We start from the raw sequence: 20725 nt of genomic DNA, 5'->3' as shown, positions 1-20725 counted from the left end.
TTTGATAGGAATAATAAAACAGGCCCTGAGGCCTGTTTTTATTGTCATTATTTTTTAAACCAATCTTTTGACTCGGGATTCTGTTTCCATGATTTCAGTTTCTCAATGTCATCTGAATGAATCGTACCGTTTTCAAGCGCGACTTCAATCAGCGTGTCATAATCCGTTAACGAGTAATAAGGAAGACCCGCTTTTTTAAAGGCTTCTTTTGCTTTCGGCAGTCCGTATGTAAAAATGGAAATGACGCCGAGGACTTCCGCGCCCTCTCTTTGAAGGGCCGCTGCAGCTTCAAGCACGCTGCCTCCGGTAGAAATCAAGTCTTCAATCACGACTGTTTTTTGCCCTTTTTTAATGGCGCCTTCTATTTGATTTCCTTTGCCGTGCGCTTTCGGTTTGCTTCTGACGTAGCACATCGGTGCGCCTGCACGGTCTGCGAGAAGCGCAGCATGCGGAATGCCCGCCGTTGCAGTGCCCGCGATCATCTCCGCCTCGGGAAAATGCTCTTTCAGCAGTTTGCCGAGCCCGTCCGCCACATCATTTCTCACTTTTGGATACGACAATGTCAGACGGTTGTCACAATAGATCGGTGATAAAATGCCGCTCGCCCACGTAAACGGCTCATTCGGGCGTAAAAAGACAGCTTCAATGTGTAATAGATGTTTTGCGATAGCCTGTTTCATCGGCGAACGCCCTCCCATTCCAGTTTAATTGCTTCATATGCTTCAACGGGGTTTTCCGCTTTTGTAATTGAGCGGCCCACGACGATGGCTGACGAACCGTTTTCTTTCGCAAATGACGGAGTCGCCGTCCGGACTTGATCGTCAGCTGCGTCACTGGCCGTGCGGATGCCCGGTGTGACTGTCAGAAATGAAGGCCGGACCGCTTCATAAATGGCTTTTGTTTCATGTACCGAACATACCACTCCGTCCAGCCCGCACTCTTCCGCCATTTTGCCGTAATGCACGACCGTTTCTAACAGCGGCTTATGCAGCAGAAGCTCTTCCTTCGCGACCTGCTCTGAAGTGCTGGTCAGCTGAGTCACCGCGATTAAAGACGGGCGTTTTCTGCCTGCCGGCGTGCCTTCTTCAAGTCCCTCAAGTGCCGCGCGCATCATGCGTGCGCCCCCTGCCGCATGCACATTGACGAGATCAACGCCGAGGCCGGCCAGCCGCTTCATCGCTTTATTGACCGTAGTCGGGATATCATGAAGCTTTAAATCTAAAAATATATCACAGTTCCGTTCTTTTAATTGGTGAATGATGGCGGGGCCTTCCTGATAAAAAAGTTCCATCCCCGTTTTGACAAAAAGCCTTTCCTTTTCAAACAAGTCTAAAAACGTTAAAGTCTCTTCCCCTGATGCAAAATCAAGCGCGATGATGGGCAGGTTGTTTTTCATGTTTCCAGCTCCTTCCGATGCATTCACTTACAGATTGAAAGCCGTGTTGGCGCAGCACACGAGGGAGCTGTTCTATGATTTCCGGGCAGACGAACGGATTGACGAAGTTTGCCGTGCCGACGGCAACCGCACTCGCTCCCGCAAGAAGAAATTCTAATGCATCCTCTGCGGTCTGAACGCCGCCCATCCCGATAATCGGGATTTGAACGGCCTGGCTGACTTCGTATACCATCCGGATGGCGACCGGTTTGATCGCCGGGCCTGACAGTCCGCCCGTTTTATTTGCTAAGATCGGCCGTCCCGTCTTGAGATCGAGCCTCATCCCGATGAGTGTATTAATCATCGTCAGACCGTCAGCACCGGCCGCTTCAATCGCTTTGGCAATTTCGGTTATGTTTGCGACATTAGGCGAAAGCTTCACATACACAGGCACTGCGGAAACTTCTTTCACCGCTTTTGTCAGTTCGGCCGCCATGACGGGATCAGTACCAAAAGCAATCCCCCCCGTTTTGACATTCGGACATGAAATGTTAAGCTCAAGCGCATGCACATTCGGCGCTTGGCTGATGTGCTCGGCCACTTCTTTATAGTCGTCCACCTGAGAACCGGCGACATTTGCGATAATCGGCGTGTCAAATTGTTCGAGCCAAGGCAGCTCATGATTGAGCACATGCTCAAGGCCGGGATTTTGCAGACCGATGGCATTCAGCATTCCCGCGCTTGTCTCCGCCACTCTCGGCGTCGGATTTCCGAAGCGGGCTTCGTTCGTCGTTGCTTTAATCATAATGCCTCCGAGGCATGATAAATCGTAAAATCCGGCATATTCTTTCCCGAAACCGAAACATCCGGAAGCGGGGATGATCGGGTTTTTCAATTGGAGACCCGGCAGATTCACCTCTAACATTACAGCGCCACCTCCTCAGCTTTAAATACCGGCCCGTCAAGGCAGACCTTTACATAGGATGTATCGCTTTCACCCGTGCGGCACACGCAGGCGAAGCAGGCTCCGATGCCGCAGCCCATCCGCTCTTCCATCGAAAGATAAACCTCTTTATGGCCGTACTGCTGCTTCAGAGCTTTCAGCATCGGTGTCGGTCCGCAGCTTAGCAGGACATCGAATTCGAGCTGCTTTTCACGGATGACATCGGTGACAAACCCTTTCTCTCCATATGTGCCGTCAGCCGTCGCCACATAGGTGTCTCCGTACGCACGACATTCCTGTTCGTAAAAAACATCCTTTGCTGATTGAAATCCAAGCACATGAATGACGTTTACGCCTTTTTCCGTCAGGCGCTTTGACAGTTCCTGCAAAGGCGGAACCCCCACTCCGCCTCCGACTAACAGCGCGGTTTTGCCGGGTTCAATCCGTCGGACGGGGAATCCGTTGCCGAGAGGGCCGAGAACGTCTATCCTGCCGCCCTCTTTTTTCCCGGACAAAAGACGCGTTCCCTCACCGTCAGCTCTGTAGATAACGGATACTTCATTCGCGGCGAAATCGACGTCCGCAATGCTGAGCGGTCTTCTTAATAGCGGCGTGACCGCGTCACTCACCTTCAGATGTAGAAATTGACCCGGCTCGGTAAGGTGCCGGACAAGCTCTCCTTTCAGCACCATCTTATAAATCCGGTCGGCAATTTCTAAGTTGGATTGAACAGTCAAATGCGCTTTTTTCATATCGTGGCTGCCGCCTTTTGATTGGTTTCGGATGCAGGCATATGATCCGCCCGGAATGTCATGCTTTCCAATACCCGCAAAATGGCTTCAGCCGTATCTAAAGATGTCAGGCAGGCGACTCCATTCTCAACGGATTCGCGGCGGATTCTGAAGCCGTCTCTGGCCGGCTGTTTGCCCTTTGTCAGCGTATTGATGACAAATTGCGCTTCGCCGTTTCTGATCACATCGAGCAGATTTTTCCCTTCTTCGCCGATTTTTCCAACGACTTGAGCCGGAATCTGAGCGTCTTTCAAATAAGCCGCCGTTCCTTCCGTCGCCAAGATTTTATAGCCGATGGCGTGGAACCGCTTCGCGATCAGCAGTCCTTCTTCTTTATCTTTATCGGCAACAGTCAACAGCACTGAGCCGTAGTTCGGGATTTGAATGCCAGAAGCAATCAGCGCTTTATAGAGCGCTTTTTCCAGGGTTGAATCTTTGCCCATGACCTCTCCCGTCGACTTCATTTCAGGGCCTAACGTAATATCTACTCTTCTCAGCTTCGCGAATGAGAAGACAGGCGCTTTCACGAATACCCCCTGCTGTTCAGGCTGCAGCCCCTCTTGATAGCCGAAATCAGCAAGCTTTTGGCCGAGAATGACCTTTGTCGCCAGATTCGCCATCGGAATCTTTGTGATTTTGCTTAAGAACGGCACGGTTCTGCTTGACCGCGGATTTACCTCAAGCACATACACTTCACCTTGCGACAGTACGAACTGGATGTTCAGCAACCCGATGATGTTAAGGCCTTTTGCCAAGGCTACAGTGTATTGTTCGATTTTTTTCTTAATGTCTTCGCTTAAAGACTGAGGCGGATAGACGGCGATTGAATCCCCTGAATGGACGCCGGCCCGCTCGATATGCTCCATAATTCCCGGAATAACGACTGTTTCGCCGTCAGATACGGCATCGACTTCGATTTCTTTCCCCGTCAGATAACGGTCGATTAACACCGGATGCTGCGGGTTGATTTTGACCGCATTTTTCATATAGTGAAGCAGCTCTTCTTCGTGATAGACGATTTCCATCGCCCGGCCGCCAAGCACATACGAAGGGCGGACAAGTACCGGATAGCCGATGGATGCGGCAATTTTGACCGCTTCGTTCACCGACACGGCGGTTTTTCCGAGCGGCTGCGGCACATTCAGCGCCTCAAGCGCCTGCTCAAACTTATCCCGGTCTTCCGCACGGTCTAAATCTTCAAGTGATGTGCCGAGGATTTTGACGCCGCGGGCGCTCAATTCTTCCGCAAGATTGATCGCCGTCTGGCCGCCGAATTGGACGACAACGCCTTCCGGCTGTTCCAAATCGATGATGTGCATGACATCTTCTACCGTCAGCGGTTCAAAATACAGTTTGTCTGATATGCTGAAATCAGTGGACACCGTCTCAGGGTTGTTGTTGATAATAATCGCTTCATAGCCTGCCTGCTTGATCGCCCAGACAGAATGAACGGTCGCATAGTCAAATTCGACGCCCTGTCCGATACGGATCGGGCCGGAACCGAGGACGACGACGCTTTTTCTTGATGTAACCTCAGACTCGTTCTCTTCCTCATATGTGCTGTAAAAGTACGGGGTTTCTGATTCGAATTCCGCCGCACATGTATCCACCATTTTATATACAGGCTTGATGTCTGCTTCTTTTCGCATTTGATACAGCTCTTGTTCCGGCATATTCCATTCCCGGCTGATATATTTGTCGGAGAAACCGAGTTCCTTCGCTGTCTGAAGGACGGCGAGGCTGCCTTTTTCCGCTTTCAGCTCTGTTTCAAAAGCGACCAGCTTACAGAGCTTGTGCAAAAAGAATACGTCAATTGCGGAAAATTCATGAAGCTTCTCCACTGTATAGCCTCTTCTGAACGCTTCAGCAAGATAAAACAAGCGTTCATCCCCGGCCTTTCTGATCCGTTTTTCCAAAAGCCCGTCAGAAATCTCTTCCGCATCCTTCAGTTCCAGGTGATAGACATCGGCTTCCAATGAGCGGACCGCCTTTAACAGCGATTCTTCAAGGGTGCGTCCGATGGCCATGACCTCTCCGGTGGCTTTCATTTGCGTCCCGAGCCTGCGGTTTGCCGACTCAAATTTGTCGAACGGCCAGCGCGGGATTTTAGAAACGACATAGTCAAGCGCGGGCTCAAAAGCCGCATATGTTTTTCCCGTTACGGGATTCATCATTTCATCAAGAGAAAGCCCGACTGCGATTTTCGCCGCAAGCTTTGCGATCGGGTAACCCGTCGCTTTTGAGGCGAGGGCAGATGAGCGGCTCACCCGCGGATTCACTTCGATAATGTAATATTGGAAGCTGTCTGGATCGAGCGCGAGCTGAACATTACAGCCGCCTTCAATGCCGAGCGCACGGATCAGCTTTAATGAAACATTGCGCAAAAGCTGGTATTCCCGGTCGCTCAAAGTCTGGCTCGGGGCAACGACGATGCTGTCGCCCGTATGGATGCCGACCGGATCGATATTTTCCATGTTGCAGACGACGATCGCGTGATCTCTGCTGTCTCTCATGACTTCATATTCGATCTCTTTGTAACCGGCAATGCTTTTTTCCAGAAGGCACTGATGGACGGGGCTGAGTTTTAATCCGTTTTCGACGATCTCTTTCAGTTCTGCTTCATTCGAGCAGATGCCGCCGCCCGTTCCGCCTAATGTGTAAGCGGGGCGCACAATAACCGGAAACCCGATCCGGCCGACAAATTCCTCGGCTTCCTGTAAAGTGCGAATGATCTCACTTTCCGGCACCGGTTCATTCAGCTCATTCATCAGCGTACGGAATAAGTCGCGGTCTTCCGCCTGCTGGATGGCGGACAGCTTTGTGCCGAGCACTTCCACCCCGCATTCCTCAAGAACCCCGAGTTCAGACAGCTCAACGGCAAGATTCAGTCCGGTCTGTCCTCCCAGAGTCGGCAGGATGGCGTCCGGCCGTTCTTTTCTGATAATACGCGTGAGAAACTCCGGCGTCAGCGGTTCTATGTATACCCGATCAGCCATTTCCGTATCCGTCATAATCGTTGCCGGATTCGAGTTGACGAGAATAACTTCATAGCCTTCTTCCTTTAAAGCGAGACACGCCTGTGTGCCCGCATAATCAAATTCCGCCGCCTGTCCGATAATAATCGGGCCTGATCCGATCACTAAAATCTTTTTAATATCTACGCGTTTTGGCATACCGCTTCCCCTTCTTTCTCAGTTGTTTCGATCAAGTCAATGAATCTGTCAAATAAATGATTGGCGTCTTCCGGCCCCGGTGAAGCTTCAGGGTGGTACTGAACCGTAAATGCCGGCAATGTTTTATGCTTGAGTCCTTCGATCGTTTGATCATTGATCGCAATGTGCGTCACTTCAAGCTCTGTCTCATCTATTGAAGAAACTGTATATCCGTGGTTTTGGGCGGTTAAAGCGACTTTCCCTGTCGCAAGCTCTTTAACCGGATGATTGGAACCCCTGTGTCCGAATTTCATTTTTTCCGTTTCCGCTCCGGATGCCAGTGCAAATAATTGGTGGCCGAGGCAGATTCCGAATAACGGCGCCTTCCCGAGTATGCCTTTTATCATTTCAATGGCTTCCGGCACATCTTTCGGATCTCCGGGTCCGTTAGAAAGCATGATGCCGTCCGGCTTGAGCTGAAGCACTTCTTCCGCCGTTACATTGTACGGCACAACGATAACATCGCATTTTCTTTTGTTTAACTCTCTTAAAATGCCGTGCTTCATACCGAAATCGACGAGTACGATGCGTTTGCCGCGGCCCGGACTCGGATATGCCGTTTTCACAGATACTTGAGCGACTTGATTTCTCGGCAGTTCCGTTTCTTTCAGCCTTGCAAGAACCTCTCCGACATTCTCCTCACTTGAAGCAAACGTTCCTTTTAATGCGCCGGCCGTGCGGATCATTCTTGTGAGCTTTCTCGTGTCAATCCCTTGTAAGCCGGGGATATTTTTCATTTTCAAATACTCGTCAAGCGTGTAAGCCGAACGCCAGTTGGAAGGCAGCTCGCACAGTTCTTTTACGATCAGCCCTTTTACAAAAGGAGTGATGGATTCAAAGTCATCTCTGTTAATTCCGTAGTTGCCGATCAGAGGATACGTCAGCGTCACGATCTGCCCGCAGTAAGAAGGGTCTGATAAAATTTCCTGATAACCGGTCATTCCGGTGTTGAATACGACTTCACCCGCGGTATGCTCCAGGCTCCCGAATGCTTCACCCTCAAATACCGCTCCATTTTCCAGCACTAGTCTTCTTTTCATTTGACGAGTCTCCCTTCTTCGTATGCAAGCTTACCGGCAGCCATCGTTGCAACAGGCCAGCCGAAGCACTTCATCTTGTTGAATGGCGTATTTTTTCCTTTAGATAAAAATGTATCTTTGTCAATGGCTGCTTCTTTTTCCAGATCAATCAGGGTGATGTCAGCCGGCGCCCCCGGTGCAAGCGTTCCGTACGGAAGATCAAATGCCTCGCAAGGTTTTACCGTCATGAAATCAACCAGCTGCTTCAGCGTCCACGCCCCGTTTTTCACAAAATGTGTGTACAGAAGCGGAAAGGCTGTTTCTAAACCGACGATCCCGAAAGGCGCAAGCTTCATATCCGTGTTTTTCTCTTCTTCTGTATGCGGCGCATGGTCAGTGGCGATGAAATCAATCGTACCGTCTAAAAGCCCTTCAATCAGCGCCTCTCTGTCCTCTTTGCTGCGAAGCGGCGGATTCATTTTAAAATTGGTATCAAGTCCCGGGATATCTTCGTCACAAAGAAGCAGGTGGTGCGGCGACACTTCCGCCGTCACGCGGATTCCCGCTTTTTTTGCGTCTCTTACGGCTCTGACGGATTCTTTCGTGCTGATATGACACACGTGGTAATGGCAGCCCGCCGCTTCCGCCAGCAGGACGTCACGGGCGATATGTACCGCTTCACAAATGGAAGGTATGCCGTTCAGGCCGTTCGCTTTTGAAAAAGAACCTTCATGCACGCTCCCTCCGTAAATAAGCGAGTTATCCTCACAATGAGCGACAATCGCTTTATTCATTGAAGCCGCCCGTTTCATGGCTTCATACATCATTCCGGCCGTCTGAACGCCGACGCCGTCATCGGTGAAGGCGAATGCTCCGGCTTCATGAAGCGCCTTAAAATCTGTCATTTCTTCGCCGGTTTGCCTGATCGTAATGGATGCGTAAGGAAGAACCCTGACAGATGAGGTTTCTTTGATCCGGTTTTGCAGCCATTCCATCTGCTCTTTCGTATCCGGCACCGGTCTTGTATTCGGCATGGCTGCGACTGTGGTAAAGCCGCCTCGCGCCGCGGCTTTAGAGCCCGTCTCAATGGTTTCTTTTTTCTCGCCGCCCGGTTCTCTGAAGTGAACATGAAGGTCTACGAGTCCCGGTGAAACGAACAGTCCGTCAGCGTCGATCACCGTTTCTCCGTCTTTCGCTGTCAGAAGCCCGGTTTCCGAAATGAATTCACCCGTTACCCGGATATCCTGTGCCACTTTTTCTCCCTGCTCATTTAACATCCAGCCGTTTCTAATGAGATAAGACATAAGCCGCTTCTCCCCTTTTCACATTGGTTTGCAGTGCTCTTTTTAAGACTGCCATTCTGATATACACGCCATTTTCCATTTGTTTAAAGATTCTTGATTTTCCGTATTCCACTAATGTTGTGTCAATTTCGACTCCTCTGTTCACCGGTGCGGGATGCATGATGATGGCATGCCGCTTCATGCTCTCCGCCCGCTTTGCGGTCAGCCCGTATGCTTCCAGGTAGCCTTTTTGGTCGGCTTCTGTCTGATGCCTTTCATTTTGGATGCGGAGCAGCATGACGACATCTGAAGCTTGTATGGCTTCATCCGTCTGTACACAGGTGCCGAAGGCATTTTTCTCATCCTGCCATTGCGGCGGCCCTGAAAACAGCACGCGTGCGCCGAGTCTTGTCAGCACCTCGGCATTTGACCTTGCCACCCTGCTGTGTTTGATATCGCCATGAATGGAAACTGTCAGGCCCTGAAAGGTCTCAAATTCCTCTTGAATCGTCATTAAATCGAGTAATGACTGAGTCGGGTGCTGGCCGCAGCCGTCGCCGGCGTTTAAGATCGGAATATTGACTCTGCCGGTCAGATTTTTGTAATATTCATCCGTGCTGTGCCTGATGACGCAGGCGTCCGCTCCGATTGATTCCAGAGTTTTGACCGTGTCGTATAAGGACTCGCCTTTTTGAACGCTTGTGCTCGTATCGTCTAAGCTGAGCACGTTCATCCCGAGTTTCTTTTCCGCCACTTCAAAGCTGAACCGCGTTCTCGTGCTCGGTTCAAAAAACAGATTCGCAACGAATTTTCCCGCGAGATCGGGGCGGACTGTACCCTCTTTTATCCCTTTTGCCTCACGCAGCAGTTCTGTAATTTCAGCAGTGCTCAGTTCAGACATCGACGTTAAATGATTCATGTTTTTCTCCTCCGTTTCCGCTTGAAGGCCGTAAAAAAACACCCCGGTCTATAGACTCGGGGTGCGGTTAAAGAGAGAAGCAGCGTACAGCTTCTTCCCGTTATAACCCTTCCAAGCCTCTCTGGACTTTCTTTAAAAGGTTTTACATATGATTTTGTTTTTCTGATGCAATCGCGTCTTCTTCATTTGCATGCGGCAGGATGAGGTTCAGGATGACTCCGACGATTGCCGCAAGCGCCATGCCGGATATTTGGAACCCGCCTTTTGATACTTGAATAAAAGCCCCTCCGACGCCGATCACGAGGATGACGGATGTGATAATCAAATTTCTCTTGTTTTCATAATCAATGTTGTTGTCAATCAGCATTCTTAAACCGCTGGAGGCGATAATTCCGAAGAGCAGGAAGGAAACGCCTCCCATAACCGCGGACGGAACAGAGCTGATCAGCGCTGATACTTTTCCGATAAACCCGAAGCACAGCGCAATCACACCCGCGCCGCCGATGACAAAGACGCTGAAAACTCTCGTAATTGCCAGGACTCCGATGTTCTCGCCGTATGTCGTCGTCGGCGGGCCGCCGATTAACGAAGCGATGATCGTCGCAACACTGTCCCCCATTATGGAGCGGTGCAGTCCCGGCTTTTTAATGAAATCCTGTCCGACGACTTTACTCAGCACCATTTGGTGGCCGATATGTTCTGACATCGTCACGAAAGCGACCGGCACCATCGCAGCCGCAATGCCCAATGTCACTGACGGCGTATAGTCTTTGAAAGGGATGATAAATTCAGGAACGGCGAACCACTTTGCATCAATGACCGGCTGAAAATTGACGATGCCCTGTGTCAGCGCAAACAGATAGCCGCCTATAATGCCGATCAATACCGGAATCAGGCTTAAAAATCCCCGTAAAAAGATGGCGCAGATAATGGTGATGGCCAAAGTGACGCCGGCTACACTGAAATGTTTCAGGCTGTAGACGAGTTCCTTCGCATTCGGATCGGCATACATTGCCATATTGACGGCTGTGCTTGCCAGTCCGAGGCCGATGACGATGATGACCGGCCCGACGACCACCGGGGGCAGCAGCTTCATCAGCCACCCCGTTCCAAGCTGCCTGATGAGCAGTGCGATCAGGCCGTACACAATTCCCGCCAGGAAAGCGCCGACCATGGCAGCCCCCGGCCCTCCCGTCGCCTTCACCAAGATAATCGGTGATATAAAGGCGAATGATGAGCCGAGATAAGCGGGAATCTGGCCTTTTGTCACCAAGAGATAGGCGAGTGTCCCGATTCCGCTCGTGACAAGTGCCACTGCCGGGCTCATTCCGACCAGTTTCGGCACGAGTATGGTTGAACCGAACATGGCGAATAAATGCTGCAGGCTGAATGACAGCCAAGACAATGGATTGGGGACGTCCCTGACTCCCAGGTTTACTTTTTTCTTACTCATGGCGTTTTCCTCCCGGTTGACTTTCAAATGGTATAAAAAAACCTCTTTGCTTTTTGCGCAAAGAGGCATACAAAACCCGGCCGCGTCGATCCGCCCGGCTTTGTGTTTTAAAATCCTCTTTGCAAACTCTCTGGAATGCATTTAAAAAGGGTGATTATTCATTTTCGTAAATGGCGACCATATCAGTCTGATCAACTTCGCTCAGCTGAACCATCACTTTTTCAGCTTTTGAGGTCGGAATGTTTTTCCCGATATAGTCCGCTCTGATCGGCAGCTCCCGGTGCCCTCTGTCGACAAGCACGGCAAGCTGTATCGATGACGGCCGTCCGACATCAACGAGGGCATCCATCGCCGCTCTCACCGTCCGGCCGGTATAAAGCACATCATCAACCACAATGACCTTTTGGTCTGTAATATCGGCCGGAATGTCCGCGCCTTTTACAAGCGGCTCTTCATTGCTCGTTTTTTTCGTGAGGTCGTCACGGTAAAGGGTGATATCGATTTCCCCGACGGTGACCGGATTCCCTTCAATCTGTTCGATCCGCTCGGCCAGCCGCTTCGCTAAATAAATGCCTCTTGTTTTAATCCCTACAAGAATGCAGTCATTCATTCCTTTATTCCGTTCGATCATTTCATGAGCTATCCTTGTCAGCGCCCGCCTGATCGCCTGTTCGTCGAGAATAACAGCTTTTTGATTCACTCGTGACACCTCTCCATTCGTATATAAGAAGAAAAAACCCCTCCTGCCAGAGCATAGAGGGGTTCCTTTCCAGGACGAAGACACACGTGTATCTCTTCTGTCCTATCCGTTATCCTTCTCAGCCTCTCTGGACTGTGTTAAAGAATCTATTCAGCTTGTTTTTATTATTTCAGAAAAGAAAGTCGCTGTCAATGGCTATTTCTTAAATCTTCAATGAGTTTTTTCATATCTTCAGGAAGGGGCGCTTCAAACTCCATGTATTCTCCCGTCCGCGGATGATCAAAACCTAATATTCCGGCATGAAGCGCCTGACCATTGAAATCAATGGTTTTTCTCGGTCCGTACTTCGGATCGCCTGCCAAAGGAAACCCGATATATTTCATATGAACACGGATCTGATGCGTTCTTCCGGTCTCAAGACGGCACTCTACGAGCGTGAAATCTTGAAAACGCTCAAGCACGTGGAAATGCGTGACGGCGTTTTTGCTGCTTTCTCTTGTTACGGTCATGCTTTGACGGTCTTTTTTATCTCTCCCGATCGGAGCGTCAATCGTTCCGTCATCATGTGAAATCACCCCGTGGACAACCGCTTTGTACTTTCTGGTCACGGTTTTATTGACGAGCTGATTAACAAGTGATTCATGCGCCATATCGTTTTTAGCGACCATTAACAGACCGGAAGTATCTTTATCAATCCGGTGGACGATTCCCGGGCGCATGACGCCGTTAATGCCGGAAAGGTCGTTGCAGTGAGCCATCAGTCCGTTTACAAGCGTCCCTGTCACATGGCCGGGCGCCGGGTGTACAACCATGCCCCGCGGTTTGTTCACAACCAAGACGTCCTGATCCTCATAGTAAATGTCCAAATCCATCGGCTCTGCAAGCACGTCCAATTCTTCCGGTTCAGGAATGGTGACGTTTACCTGATCGCCGGGCTGCATTTTGTAGTTCGCTTTTACGGATTTGCCGTTAACGGATACCAATCCCTCTTTTACCCATTGCTGCACTTGAGTGCGTGACCAGTTTTCTCCCGTTGAAGCCAAAAATTTATCAATCCGTTCGCTCTTTTGTTCAGGCTGAACGGTTATCTCAAATTGATTCATGTTATTGCTCCTTCTTTTTCCCGCTGTCAAACAGCATATGAATAAATAAAAGTATTACACCGACGCACAGTGAGGAGTCCGCGATATTAAAAATCGGATAGTGATAATCCACGATAATGACATGAATAAAATCCACCACTTCCTGGCGCGCCGCCCGGTCAATAAAGTTTCCGGCCGCACCGCCCAGCATTAAGCCGAGAGAAATTCCGAGTAACATCTGCCCTTTTGCATAACGCTGTATGTAATAAACGATTCCGATAATCACGGCGATGGTAATGACGTAGAAAAACCACATTTGGCCGGCTAAAATCCCCCACGCCGCTCCCGTGTTGCGATGAGATGTGATATAAAGCACCTGATCGATGACAGGTATGCTTTGTCCCAATTCCATATGGCTGACGACAAGCCATTTGGTCAATTGGTCGGCAATAATAATAAAAAGAGCGATAAGATAATAAAGCACACACGTTCCTCCAGTATACAGTTACTTTTATCCTTTATGAATTTTATCAGTAAAAGATGCCAGAGTAAAGGCAGATCATAAGCGCATGCAAACAGACGCTGTCATTCATACAGCGCCTGATCATATGCATAATCTCCGGGTTCCCAATATGGAAGGGTTTTCTTTTCAAATTGAGCGGGATAATAAAAATCATCAGCGGTTCTGGCCGTCGGCAACACCGCAAGTTTTTCAATCGGAATGGGGTCGCCTGTTTTTTCACAATAACCGTACGTATTGTTTTCAAACTTAGACAGGGCAAGAAGAACGTCCTGAAGTTCTTCTTTTACATGATAGATCAGAGTTGCTTCTTGGTCGTTCATTGAAGGTTCAACAGATGCTGACATTTGAAAGCAAGAATATTCGAATAATCTTGATTGAAGTTCTTCTTTCATCATGAGAAGCTCCGTGTGGATTGCGGTCAGTTGATCATTCATTCATCACAACTCCTGCTCTTGATGTTATAGCTTTATTGTTGCCCCCAGGGCGCCATTTGAAGCCCATAAGATTTTTCCTGTCGTTCTAATCGATGACATTAGTGGCATGTAAAAAAAGCGCCCGGCTGTCACCGGGCGCTTTCTCATTCATTATTTTTGATAATATTTTTCAACGATTTCCGCATTGCGCAGTGATAATGTCGGATATTTCGGATTGGCTCCGACATCTTTAGAAATTACGCGGGAACGCTCACACATCTGGCCTTCCGCTTTTTCTACGGTCATTTTTCCTGTTGTGAAGCTTTGCGCGTTTTCCGGTGCTTCACTTTCGTCTCTTACTGTCAGTTCTGAGACGATAAACAGCTGCGCGATATTTTCTTTAATGGATGACAAGAGGTCGCGGTTTTCTTTGTTCGGATACAAAGTCAGGCTCGCTTCCAATGATCTTCCGATAATTTTTTCGTTACGGGCTGTTTCCAAAGCTTTCAGCACGTCGTTTCGAAGCTCCATGAAGCGGTCGAACTTTTCTTCTGTCGCTTGACTGTCCGGAACAGCGATGGTTTCCGGCATATCTGTCAGCTGCACGCTCGCTTCTTCAACAAATGATAAGTGAGACCACATTTCATCCGCCGTATGCGGGAGAATCGGCGCCGTCAGCTTCACTAACGCCAGCAGCGTTTCATAGAAGACGGTCTGCATGCTGCGGCGGTCCGGATGATCCGCATGCTCGATGTACACAACATCTTTTGCAAAATCAAGATAGAAGGAGCTGAGCTCGATCGTACAGAAATTGTGAATGCTGTGATAAACAACCGCAAATTCATATTCATCGTACGCTTTTTTCACCTTATCGATCAGCTTATTCAGCTTGATCAGCATATATTGATCCACTTCGCGGAGATCTTTTACATCAACGGCATTGACGCTTGGATTGAAATCGAACAGGTTGCCGTGAAGGAAGCGGAACGTGTTGCGGACTTTCCGGTATACTTCCGCGACCTGCTTCAGAATGGCGTCAGACACGCGAACGTCCGCCTGATAATCCACTGACGATACCCATAATCTTAAGATGTCGGCACCAAGCTGTTTCATGACTTTAGCCGGAACAACAACGTTACCGATTGATTTACTCATCTTGCGTCCTTCTCCATCCAGTGCGAACCCATGGCTGAGCACACCTTTATACGGCGCTTTTCCTGTTACGGCTACTGCTGTAGAAAGAGAAGAGTTAAACCAGCCGCGATATTGGTCAGATCCCTCTAGGTATAAATCAGCCGGGCGAACGAGGTCATCACGTTCTTCAAGCACTGCTTGATGTGAAGAGCCTGAATCAAACCAAACATCCATGATATCCTGTTCTTTTGTAAATGTGCCGTTCGGGCTGCCAGGATGCGTAAAGCCTTCCGGAAGAAGATCCTTTGCTTCTTTTTCAAACCAAATGTTTGATCCGTGCTGTCTGAACAATTCAGAAACATGTTCAATGGTTTCATCTGTAATAATCGGTTCTCCGTTTTCAGCGTAAAATACCGGAATCGGCACACCCCACGCACGCTGTCTGGAAATACACCAGTCTCCGCGGTCCCGAACCATGTTGTGCAAACGCTGCTCACCCCATTCAGGAACCCATTTGGTTTCTTTAATGGCATCCAGCAGGTCTGATCTGAAATCTTTAATAGACGCAAACCATTGCGCTGTCGCTCTGAAAATGGTTGGTTTTTTTGTTCTCCAATCATGCGGATAAGAGTGAGTAATGAATTCAAGCTTCACAAGTGCGCCTTTTTCATCGAGCTGCTGTGTGATCGCTTTGTTTGCATCATCATAGAACATGCCTTCAAACCCAGGAGCTTCGCTTGTCATTACACCTTTTTCATCGACCGGGCAAAGCACATCTAAACCGTATTTTTGGCCAATGATAAAGTCATCTTCCCCATGTCCTGGCGCTGTATGAACACAGCCTGTTCCGGCATCAGTTGTTACGTGTTCACCAAGCATAACGAGAGAGTCTCTGCCATATAGCGGGTGTTCAGCGATAATGTTCTCAAGGTTTTTTCCTTTGACCGTTCTTGTCACTTCATACTGATCAAATCCGCATGCTGATGCAACACTTTCGACTAAGGCACTTGCTACGACAAAGCGGTCTTCACCTACTGCAATCACGCTGTACTCAAGATCAGGGTGCACTGAGATTCCGAGGTTCGCCGGAATTGTCCAAGGCGTTGTTGTCCAAATGATGATGCGCTCGCCGTTTTCAAGAACGCCTTTTCCGTCTTTTACACCAAAAGCGACGTAAATAGATGCTGAACGTTTGTCTTGATATTCGATCTCGGCTTCAGCCAGAGCAGACTCACTTGAAGGTGACCAGTTAACCGGTTTAAGGCCTTTGTAAATGTAGCCTCGTTTTGCCATTTCACCAAATACGCGGATTTGCTGCGCTTCGTATTCCGGTTTTAATGTCACGTATGGGTTTTCCCAGTCACCGCGGACACCAAGACGTTTGAATTGCTCACGCTGTCCCTCGATTTGCTTCCAAGCGTACTCTTCACATAGTTTGCGGAATTCTGCTACTGACATTTCTTTCCGGTTTACTTTTTTGTTTTTCGTCAGCGCCGTTTCAATCGGCAGTCCGTGCGTATCCCAGCCCGGCACGTACGGTGCGTTGTAGCCGCTCATTGATTTATAGCGGACGATGAAGTCTTTCAGGATTTTGTTCAGGGCATGGCCCATGTGGATGTCTCCGTTTGCATAAGGAGGTCCGTCATGCAGCACGAATTTCGGGCGGTCTTTCGTCCGTTCTTGAACAAGACGGTAAATGTCCTGCTCCTCCCAGTCTTTTTGCATGTCCGGCTCACGATTCGGCAGATTTCCGCGCATCGGAAAATCTGTTTTCGGCATTAACAGCGTATCTTTGTAATCCATTTTCATTCCTCCACAACATTTTTCAGAAAATAAAAAAAGCCCTCTCATCCCATAAGGGACGAGAAAGCTTATCTCGCGGTACCACCCTTTTAGAAAAAACGGATCATCCGTCTTTTCCTCTCGAACATCGTAACGTGATGGAACGTCCTATCCTACTCTCGGTTCAGAAAGGAAACTAAAGGGCTGATCTGCATGATTCCGGCCATCCCGGGCTTTCACCTTCCCCGGGTCGCTTTATAGCCTGTTTTGAGTCATGCCGGTCCCTTTCAATCGTCTTTTCATCTGAATTTATGAACGTATTATATTCGAACGGGCCGGAGAATGTCAAGAAAATCAGAAAATTATTCTTTTTCCTCAAATACCGCGTCGACTTCGTATTCCAGCAGATGATCCCAATCATCGTTCTTCAGCAGGTCGAGCTGCGCTTCAATCAGCATTTGGAAACGTGTTCTGAAGACTTTAGACTGTTTTTTCAGCTCTTCAATTTCCATTGCGATTTTTCTTGATTTGGAAAGCGACTCATTGATGATGCGATCAGCATTTTTTTCTGCTTCACGGACGATCAGCTTCGCTTCTTTCTGCGAGTTGCGCTTTACGTCTTCTGCGGCTTCCTGAGCTACGAGAATTGATTTATTCAGCGTTTCTTCGATATTGGCAAAGTGGCCGATTTTTTCGTCCAGCTCGTTCACTTTCGCCTCAAGCTCCGTTTTTTTACGGAGTGCGATTTCATAATCTTTTCTGACCTGCATTAAAAATTCATTTACTTCATCTTCATCATATCCGCGAAAACCTTTTGTAAACGTTTTGTTATGGATATCATTCGGCGTTAATGGCATATTGCCACCTCCATTTTTACATTTCAGTACGGTTATCTAGTTCACATTATAAAACAAATACGGCACAGATGGAGAAAAAAACTGAAAAAACGACTCATTTTTGCCGTTCAAATGTAACTTTCCATTTGTCTTTTTTCGTTTTTCCGTCAACTTTTGCCAAACTGCATCGTCCGAAGCCGCGAATCGAGAGCATGTCCCCTTCAGCAACCTGATAAGACGGATCTTCAATGGCTTTCCAATTCACCTTAACGAGCCCGTTTTTCACAAGCGCCTGCGCTTTCTGCCGGGATTGCCTGCTCATTGAAGCGCAGACGGCGTCGAGACGCAATGAAGAAACCGTGTCATCCCTTATTTCGACATCTGAAGCGGGAATGTGAAGAGCGGAAAGCTCGATTTTCTCAAGCTTTACCGGCGCTTTGCCCGCCTTGGTCAGCTGAGTGCTGACAAAATCGGCGATTTCACCGGAGACGATCAGCTGCACGGCTTCCTCTGAAAAAATCAGATCGCCGTATTTCTGCCGCTTTAAGCCGATCCCCATTAATGATCCGAGAAGAGAGCGGTGGTCAATGCTGACGAATTTTTCAGCGTATTGAACGTCAAAAGCCCGAAGCTCAAAATCATCCTGTTCAGGTTCCATATATTCAGGGTATAAAATCGCGCGCTTGCGCTCAGCTCTGTCATATCCTCCGAAAAACGCAAGACCGCAGGCGTCGCCGATAACGGCTTTTACAATCACCTGTTCTCTGGGATCTAAGAAATCAGTCAGCTTCATCCGATACTGGTCCAGGACAATCTGTTTCCATTCAAGCGCCTGATCAATAAAAGGCCGCTCGTCTTGTCTGAAGTGCTGGTAAATATCGCTCATGTTCTTTCCTTTCTATGTAAAGAGGCTTGGCTGGTGCCAAGCCCGTATCAAACTGTCGCATTCAAGTATACATTGCGATCATGCGGTATAGGCCCCAAAGTCCCGTCGTGGCAAACCGAAGCACGATAATCGCTACAATCGGGGATATATCCAGCATGGCAATGGGCGGAATGATCCTTCTGAACGGCTCTAAATACGGTTCGCAAATCGCTGCGAGAAACCGTCCGACCGCCGTTTCTCTCGTACTCGGCACCCATGACATAAAGATATAGATGATCAGGGCAAACGAGTAGATGTAAATTAAATAACTCAGAACGGAAAAAATTTGATAAAGAATCATCCTGCTTTACCACCTCTGATGTTCGTCTTCATTTATAAGCTCCGAAATCGTACCGGAAACGTCGACATTATCAGGCGTGCACAGAAAAATATCTGAACCGATTCTCTGAATGTCGCCGCCGATGGCGTAGACGGTACCGCTTAAAAAGTCGACGATTCTTTTCGCCTGATCATGCTGGATGCGCTGCAGATTGACGACAACCGCCCGCCTGTTCTTTAAATGATCGGCGATTTCCTGCGCTTCCGCATATACACGCGGTTCACTCAACACCACTTTAGAGGATTTCTGAACACTTTGCAAGCTTACTACGTTCTGCTTGCCCTGCGGCTTCTGAGCGTAAGCAGGCTGTTTATCTTTCTGCTGTTCATGCTCTTCCGGATGATCCTGCTCCGTTTCAATGTATTCGTACTCGTACTCCTCCTCATCCATTGAGAAAAAGTTTTTCAGTTTATTTTTCATGCTCATTTGTTTACACCCCCCGGTTCATTTCCGACTAATGAAGAGCCGATTCTGATAAAAGTTGCGCCCTCTTCAACAGCGATTTCATAATCATTTGACATGCCCATTGACAGTTCCCGGCACGGTGCGTTTGTCTGATGCAGTTTTTGCACCTGATCCCTCAGATCACGCAATTGCCGGAAGCAGGCTCTGATCGTTTCTGTATCGTCTGTCAGGGGAGCCATCGTCATCAGGCCCTCTACAGAAATGTTTCTAAACTCAGAAAGCTCTCTGATAAAGGGGATGACCTCCTCTGTTTTCAAACCGTGCTTAGACGGCTCAAGCGAAGTATTCACCTGCACAAAACAGCGAACCGCATGCTGCGCCCGTTTTTCAATCTCTTTTGCCAATGACAGTCTGTCTAAGGAATGAATATAAGATACACGGTCAACGACGGCCTTCACCTTTCTGGACTGAAGACTGCCGATAAAGTGCCACTCCGGGCTGCCTTTGATGACTTCCTGCTTATGGATAAGCTCGGCATCCCGGTTTTCTCCCAGACTTGTAATACCGGCATCAACGGCCTCTTGAGCCCTTTCGGCTGATACGTATTTTGTAACCGCGATGACGGTAACATCTTCGGGGCTTCGGCCCGATCTGTTACATGCTTCGTTTATTCTTTCGTTTATATGTCGTAATTGATCAGCAACACGCAAGATCTTACGCCTCCTTCATTCCGATAAAGGACATCATGCGTCCCGTTTTCCCTTTGTCGCGGCGGTGTGAAAAGAATAGTTCATGCTCTCGTTCGGTGCATAAACCGCTGACTGAAATGTTTTCTTCCGGAATGCCGCAATGTATCAGAAGAAGACGGTTGACCTCTTTTAAATCAAGCTGATACTGGCCTTTTTCCGTTTCGCATATGGCGGATTCAGCCGTAAAAGGCAGCGCCCGCACTTCATTGATGACGCGGTCGTCGACTGTATAGCTTCCCGCGCTGATGGACGGACCGATGACAGCCTGAATATCTGTTAAACGGGAGCCTTCTTCGTTTACCCAGCGTTCCGTCATGATGCGTCCGATTTGTTTGACCGTCCCCTTCCATCCGGCATGGGCAGCGCCGATAATGGATTTCACCGGGTCATAAAAATACAAGGGCACACAGTCCGCAAAACAAAGGGCCAAAAAAAGATTCGCATCTTTCGTGTAGAGCCCGTCCGTCCCGCGGAATGCGGAAGAATAGTCTCTCGCTCCTTTTCCTTTATCCCCGGCTGTCACGCGCCGGACGCGGTTTTCATGTGTCTGGTCGGCGAACACCCAGGAATCCAGATCAGTACCGCATAAGGACGCTATGACTTCACGGTTTGTCACAACATCATGAGCTTCGTCCCGGACGTGCAATCCGGTATTTAATGACTCATACGGAGGATTGCTGACCCCGCCGTTTTTCGTTGTGAATCCGGCGATGACCTTTGTGTTAAGCTGATTCACACAGTTCCAGTCTTCTATCATGAGTGCCGAGGGGGTGGTAAGACTAAACGGGTGATATGTATTCATGGAGATCCAACCTTTCGACAAACATTAAAAAAGCGTAAT

20 protein-coding genes are annotated in these 20725 nt (G+C 48.8%); all 20 read right to left on the bottom strand.

The window, feature by feature from the left end; genetic code table 11:
* Window positions 1-47: 47 nt before the first annotated feature.
* The 20 genes from pyrE to pgeF all read right to left on the bottom strand — a co-directional run bounded on the left by pyrE (window position 48) and on the right by pgeF (window position 20686).
* Window positions 48-680, bottom strand: a complete 633-nt coding sequence (gene pyrE, locus BR62_RS0115560) for an orotate phosphoribosyltransferase (RefSeq protein ID WP_007409735.1) — start codon at window positions 678-680, stop codon at window positions 48-50.
* Window positions 677-1396, bottom strand: a complete 720-nt coding sequence (gene pyrF / locus BR62_RS0115555; protein ID WP_023356886.1) for an orotidine-5'-phosphate decarboxylase — start codon at window positions 1394-1396, stop codon at window positions 677-679. The genes pyrE and pyrF overlap by 4 nt, the downstream gene beginning before the upstream one ends.
* On the bottom strand, window positions 1365-2300 hold the full coding sequence (locus BR62_RS0115550) for a dihydroorotate dehydrogenase (protein ID WP_003154377.1): 936 nt from the start codon (window positions 2298-2300) through the stop codon (window positions 1365-1367). Before BR62_RS0115550 ends, pyrF begins: the two co-directional genes overlap by 32 nt.
* Window positions 2300-3070: a dihydroorotate dehydrogenase electron transfer subunit gene (locus BR62_RS0115545; RefSeq protein ID WP_032871433.1), complete on the bottom strand. Its 771-nt coding sequence runs from the start codon at window positions 3068-3070 to the stop codon at window positions 2300-2302. The genes BR62_RS0115550 and BR62_RS0115545 overlap by 1 nt, the downstream gene beginning before the upstream one ends.
* The gene (gene carB, locus BR62_RS0115540) at window positions 3067-6282 is read right to left on the bottom strand and encodes a carbamoyl-phosphate synthase (glutamine-hydrolyzing) large subunit (RefSeq protein ID WP_032871431.1); all 3216 of its coding nucleotides are present in this window, start codon (window positions 6280-6282) and stop codon (window positions 3067-3069) included. The genes BR62_RS0115545 and carB overlap by 4 nt, the downstream gene beginning before the upstream one ends.
* Window positions 6267-7361 carry a carbamoyl phosphate synthase small subunit gene (locus BR62_RS0115535; RefSeq protein WP_032871429.1) on the bottom strand — a complete coding sequence of 365 codons (1095 nt, stop codon included), beginning with the start codon at window positions 7359-7361 and terminating at the stop codon, window positions 6267-6269. Before BR62_RS0115535 ends, carB begins: the two co-directional genes overlap by 16 nt.
* A complete protein-coding gene (locus BR62_RS0115530) occupies window positions 7358-8644 on the bottom strand; it encodes a dihydroorotase (protein WP_015239827.1) in 1287 nt (428 codons plus the stop codon). The genes BR62_RS0115535 and BR62_RS0115530 overlap by 4 nt, the downstream gene beginning before the upstream one ends.
* The gene (locus BR62_RS0115525; protein WP_032871427.1) at window positions 8628-9542 is read right to left on the bottom strand and encodes an aspartate carbamoyltransferase catalytic subunit; all 915 of its coding nucleotides are present in this window, start codon (window positions 9540-9542) and stop codon (window positions 8628-8630) included. Before BR62_RS0115525 ends, BR62_RS0115530 begins: the two co-directional genes overlap by 17 nt.
* Window positions 9543-9684: 142 nt before the next feature.
* Window positions 9685-10995 carry a uracil permease PyrP gene (gene pyrP, locus BR62_RS0115520; protein ID WP_007409727.1) on the bottom strand — a complete coding sequence of 437 codons (1311 nt, stop codon included), beginning with the start codon at window positions 10993-10995 and terminating at the stop codon, window positions 9685-9687.
* Window positions 10996-11149: 154 nt separating this feature from the next.
* Window positions 11150-11695, bottom strand: coding sequence for a bifunctional pyrimidine operon transcriptional regulator/uracil phosphoribosyltransferase (gene pyrR, locus BR62_RS0115515; protein WP_003154392.1), 546 nt, complete (start codon window positions 11693-11695; stop codon window positions 11150-11152).
* A 188-nt stretch (window positions 11696-11883) separates the two neighbouring features.
* On the bottom strand, window positions 11884-12798 hold the full coding sequence (locus BR62_RS0115510; RefSeq protein WP_020955794.1) for an RluA family pseudouridine synthase: 915 nt from the start codon (window positions 12796-12798) through the stop codon (window positions 11884-11886).
* 1 nt (window position 12799) lies between these two features.
* Window positions 12800-13261 (bottom strand): signal peptidase II, encoded by a 462-nt coding sequence (gene lspA / locus BR62_RS0115505; protein ID WP_003154398.1) that lies wholly within the window; start codon window positions 13259-13261, stop codon window positions 12800-12802.
* A 101-nt stretch (window positions 13262-13362) separates the two neighbouring features.
* Window positions 13363-13734, bottom strand: coding sequence for a TraR/DksA family transcriptional regulator (locus BR62_RS0115500; protein WP_020955793.1), 372 nt, complete (start codon window positions 13732-13734; stop codon window positions 13363-13365).
* A 150-nt stretch (window positions 13735-13884) separates the two neighbouring features.
* On the bottom strand, window positions 13885-16650 hold the full coding sequence (gene ileS, locus BR62_RS0115495) for an isoleucine--tRNA ligase (protein WP_032871423.1): 2766 nt from the start codon (window positions 16648-16650) through the stop codon (window positions 13885-13887).
* 341 nt (window positions 16651-16991) lie between these two features.
* A complete protein-coding gene (gene divIVA / locus BR62_RS0115485; RefSeq protein WP_003154406.1) occupies window positions 16992-17486 on the bottom strand; it encodes a septum site-determining protein DivIVA in 495 nt (164 codons plus the stop codon).
* A 94-nt stretch (window positions 17487-17580) separates the two neighbouring features.
* Window positions 17581-18351 (bottom strand): YlmH family RNA-binding protein, encoded by a 771-nt coding sequence (locus tag BR62_RS0115480; RefSeq protein WP_007409722.1) that lies wholly within the window; start codon window positions 18349-18351, stop codon window positions 17581-17583.
* A 61-nt stretch (window positions 18352-18412) separates the two neighbouring features.
* On the bottom strand, window positions 18413-18691 hold the full coding sequence (locus BR62_RS0115475; RefSeq protein WP_003154408.1) for a YggT family protein: 279 nt from the start codon (window positions 18689-18691) through the stop codon (window positions 18413-18415).
* 6 nt (window positions 18692-18697) lie between these two features.
* Complete coding sequence (sepF, locus tag BR62_RS0115470; RefSeq protein ID WP_007409719.1) at window positions 18698-19156, bottom strand: cell division protein SepF; 459 nt, start codon at window positions 19154-19156, stop codon at window positions 18698-18700.
* Entirely contained in the window at window positions 19153-19845 is a 693-nt protein-coding gene (locus BR62_RS0115465; RefSeq protein ID WP_007409718.1) for a YggS family pyridoxal phosphate-dependent enzyme, read from the bottom strand. Before BR62_RS0115465 ends, sepF begins: the two co-directional genes overlap by 4 nt.
* A gap of 4 nt (window positions 19846-19849) precedes the next feature.
* Window positions 19850-20686, bottom strand: coding sequence for a peptidoglycan editing factor PgeF (pgeF, locus tag BR62_RS0115460; RefSeq protein WP_032868803.1), 837 nt, complete (start codon window positions 20684-20686; stop codon window positions 19850-19852).
* Window positions 20687-20725 lie beyond the last annotated feature (39 nt).

The organism is Bacillus sp. UNC69MF (assembly GCF_000746035.1).
Classification (GTDB): Bacteria; Bacillota; Bacilli; order Bacillales; family Bacillaceae; genus Bacillus; species Bacillus velezensis.
Note: the sequence above shows the minus strand (reverse complement) of the source record. Positions and strands in the feature narration are given on the sequence as shown.

Bases quoted from the DNA above. Each gene is read 5' to 3' on its own strand.
- BR62_RS0115475 (WP_003154408.1), bottom strand. From the start codon at position 18,691: ATGATTCTTTATCAAATTTTTTCCGTTCTGAGTTATTTAATTTACATC.
- BR62_RS0115545 (WP_032871433.1), bottom strand. From the start codon at position 3,070: ATGAAAAAAGCGCATTTGACTGTTCAATCCAACTTAGAAATTGCCGAC.
- BR62_RS0115530 (WP_015239827.1), bottom strand. From the start codon at position 8,644: ATGTCTTATCTCATTAGAAACGGCTGGATGTTAAATGAGCAGGGAGAA.
- divIVA (WP_003154406.1), bottom strand. From the start codon at position 17,486: ATGCCATTAACGCCGAATGATATCCATAACAAAACGTTTACAAAAGGT.
- sepF (WP_007409719.1), bottom strand. From the start codon at position 19,156: ATGAGCATGAAAAATAAACTGAAAAACTTTTTCTCAATGGATGAGGAG.
- BR62_RS0115535 (WP_032871429.1), bottom strand. From the start codon at position 7,361: ATGAAAAGAAGACTAGTGCTGGAAAATGGAGCGGTATTTGAGGGTGAA.
- ileS (WP_032871423.1), bottom strand. From the start codon at position 16,650: ATGGATTACAAAGATACGCTGTTAATGCCGAAAACAGATTTTCCGATG.
- pyrF (WP_023356886.1), bottom strand. From the start codon at position 1,396: ATGAAAAACAACCTGCCCATCATCGCGCTTGATTTTGCATCAGGGGAA.
- BR62_RS0115525 (WP_032871427.1), bottom strand. From the start codon at position 9,542: ATGAATCATTTAACGTCGATGTCTGAACTGAGCACTGCTGAAATTACA.
- BR62_RS0115480 (WP_007409722.1), bottom strand. From the start codon at position 18,351: ATGAGCGATATTTACCAGCACTTCAGACAAGACGAGCGGCCTTTTATT.
- pgeF (WP_032868803.1), bottom strand. From the start codon at position 20,686: ATGAATACATATCACCCGTTTAGTCTTACCACCCCCTCGGCACTCATG.
- pyrP (WP_007409727.1), bottom strand. From the start codon at position 10,995: ATGAGTAAGAAAAAAGTAAACCTGGGAGTCAGGGACGTCCCCAATCCA.
- carB (WP_032871431.1), bottom strand. From the start codon at position 6,282: ATGCCAAAACGCGTAGATATTAAAAAGATTTTAGTGATCGGATCAGGC.
- BR62_RS0115550 (WP_003154377.1), bottom strand. From the start codon at position 2,300: ATGTTAGAGGTGAATCTGCCGGGTCTCCAATTGAAAAACCCGATCATC.
- BR62_RS0115500 (WP_020955793.1), bottom strand. From the start codon at position 13,734: ATGAATGATCAACTGACCGCAATCCACACGGAGCTTCTCATGATGAAA.
- pyrE (WP_007409735.1), bottom strand. From the start codon at position 680: ATGAAACAGGCTATCGCAAAACATCTATTACACATTGAAGCTGTCTTT.
- BR62_RS0115510 (WP_020955794.1), bottom strand. From the start codon at position 12,798: ATGAATCAATTTGAGATAACCGTTCAGCCTGAACAAAAGAGCGAACGG.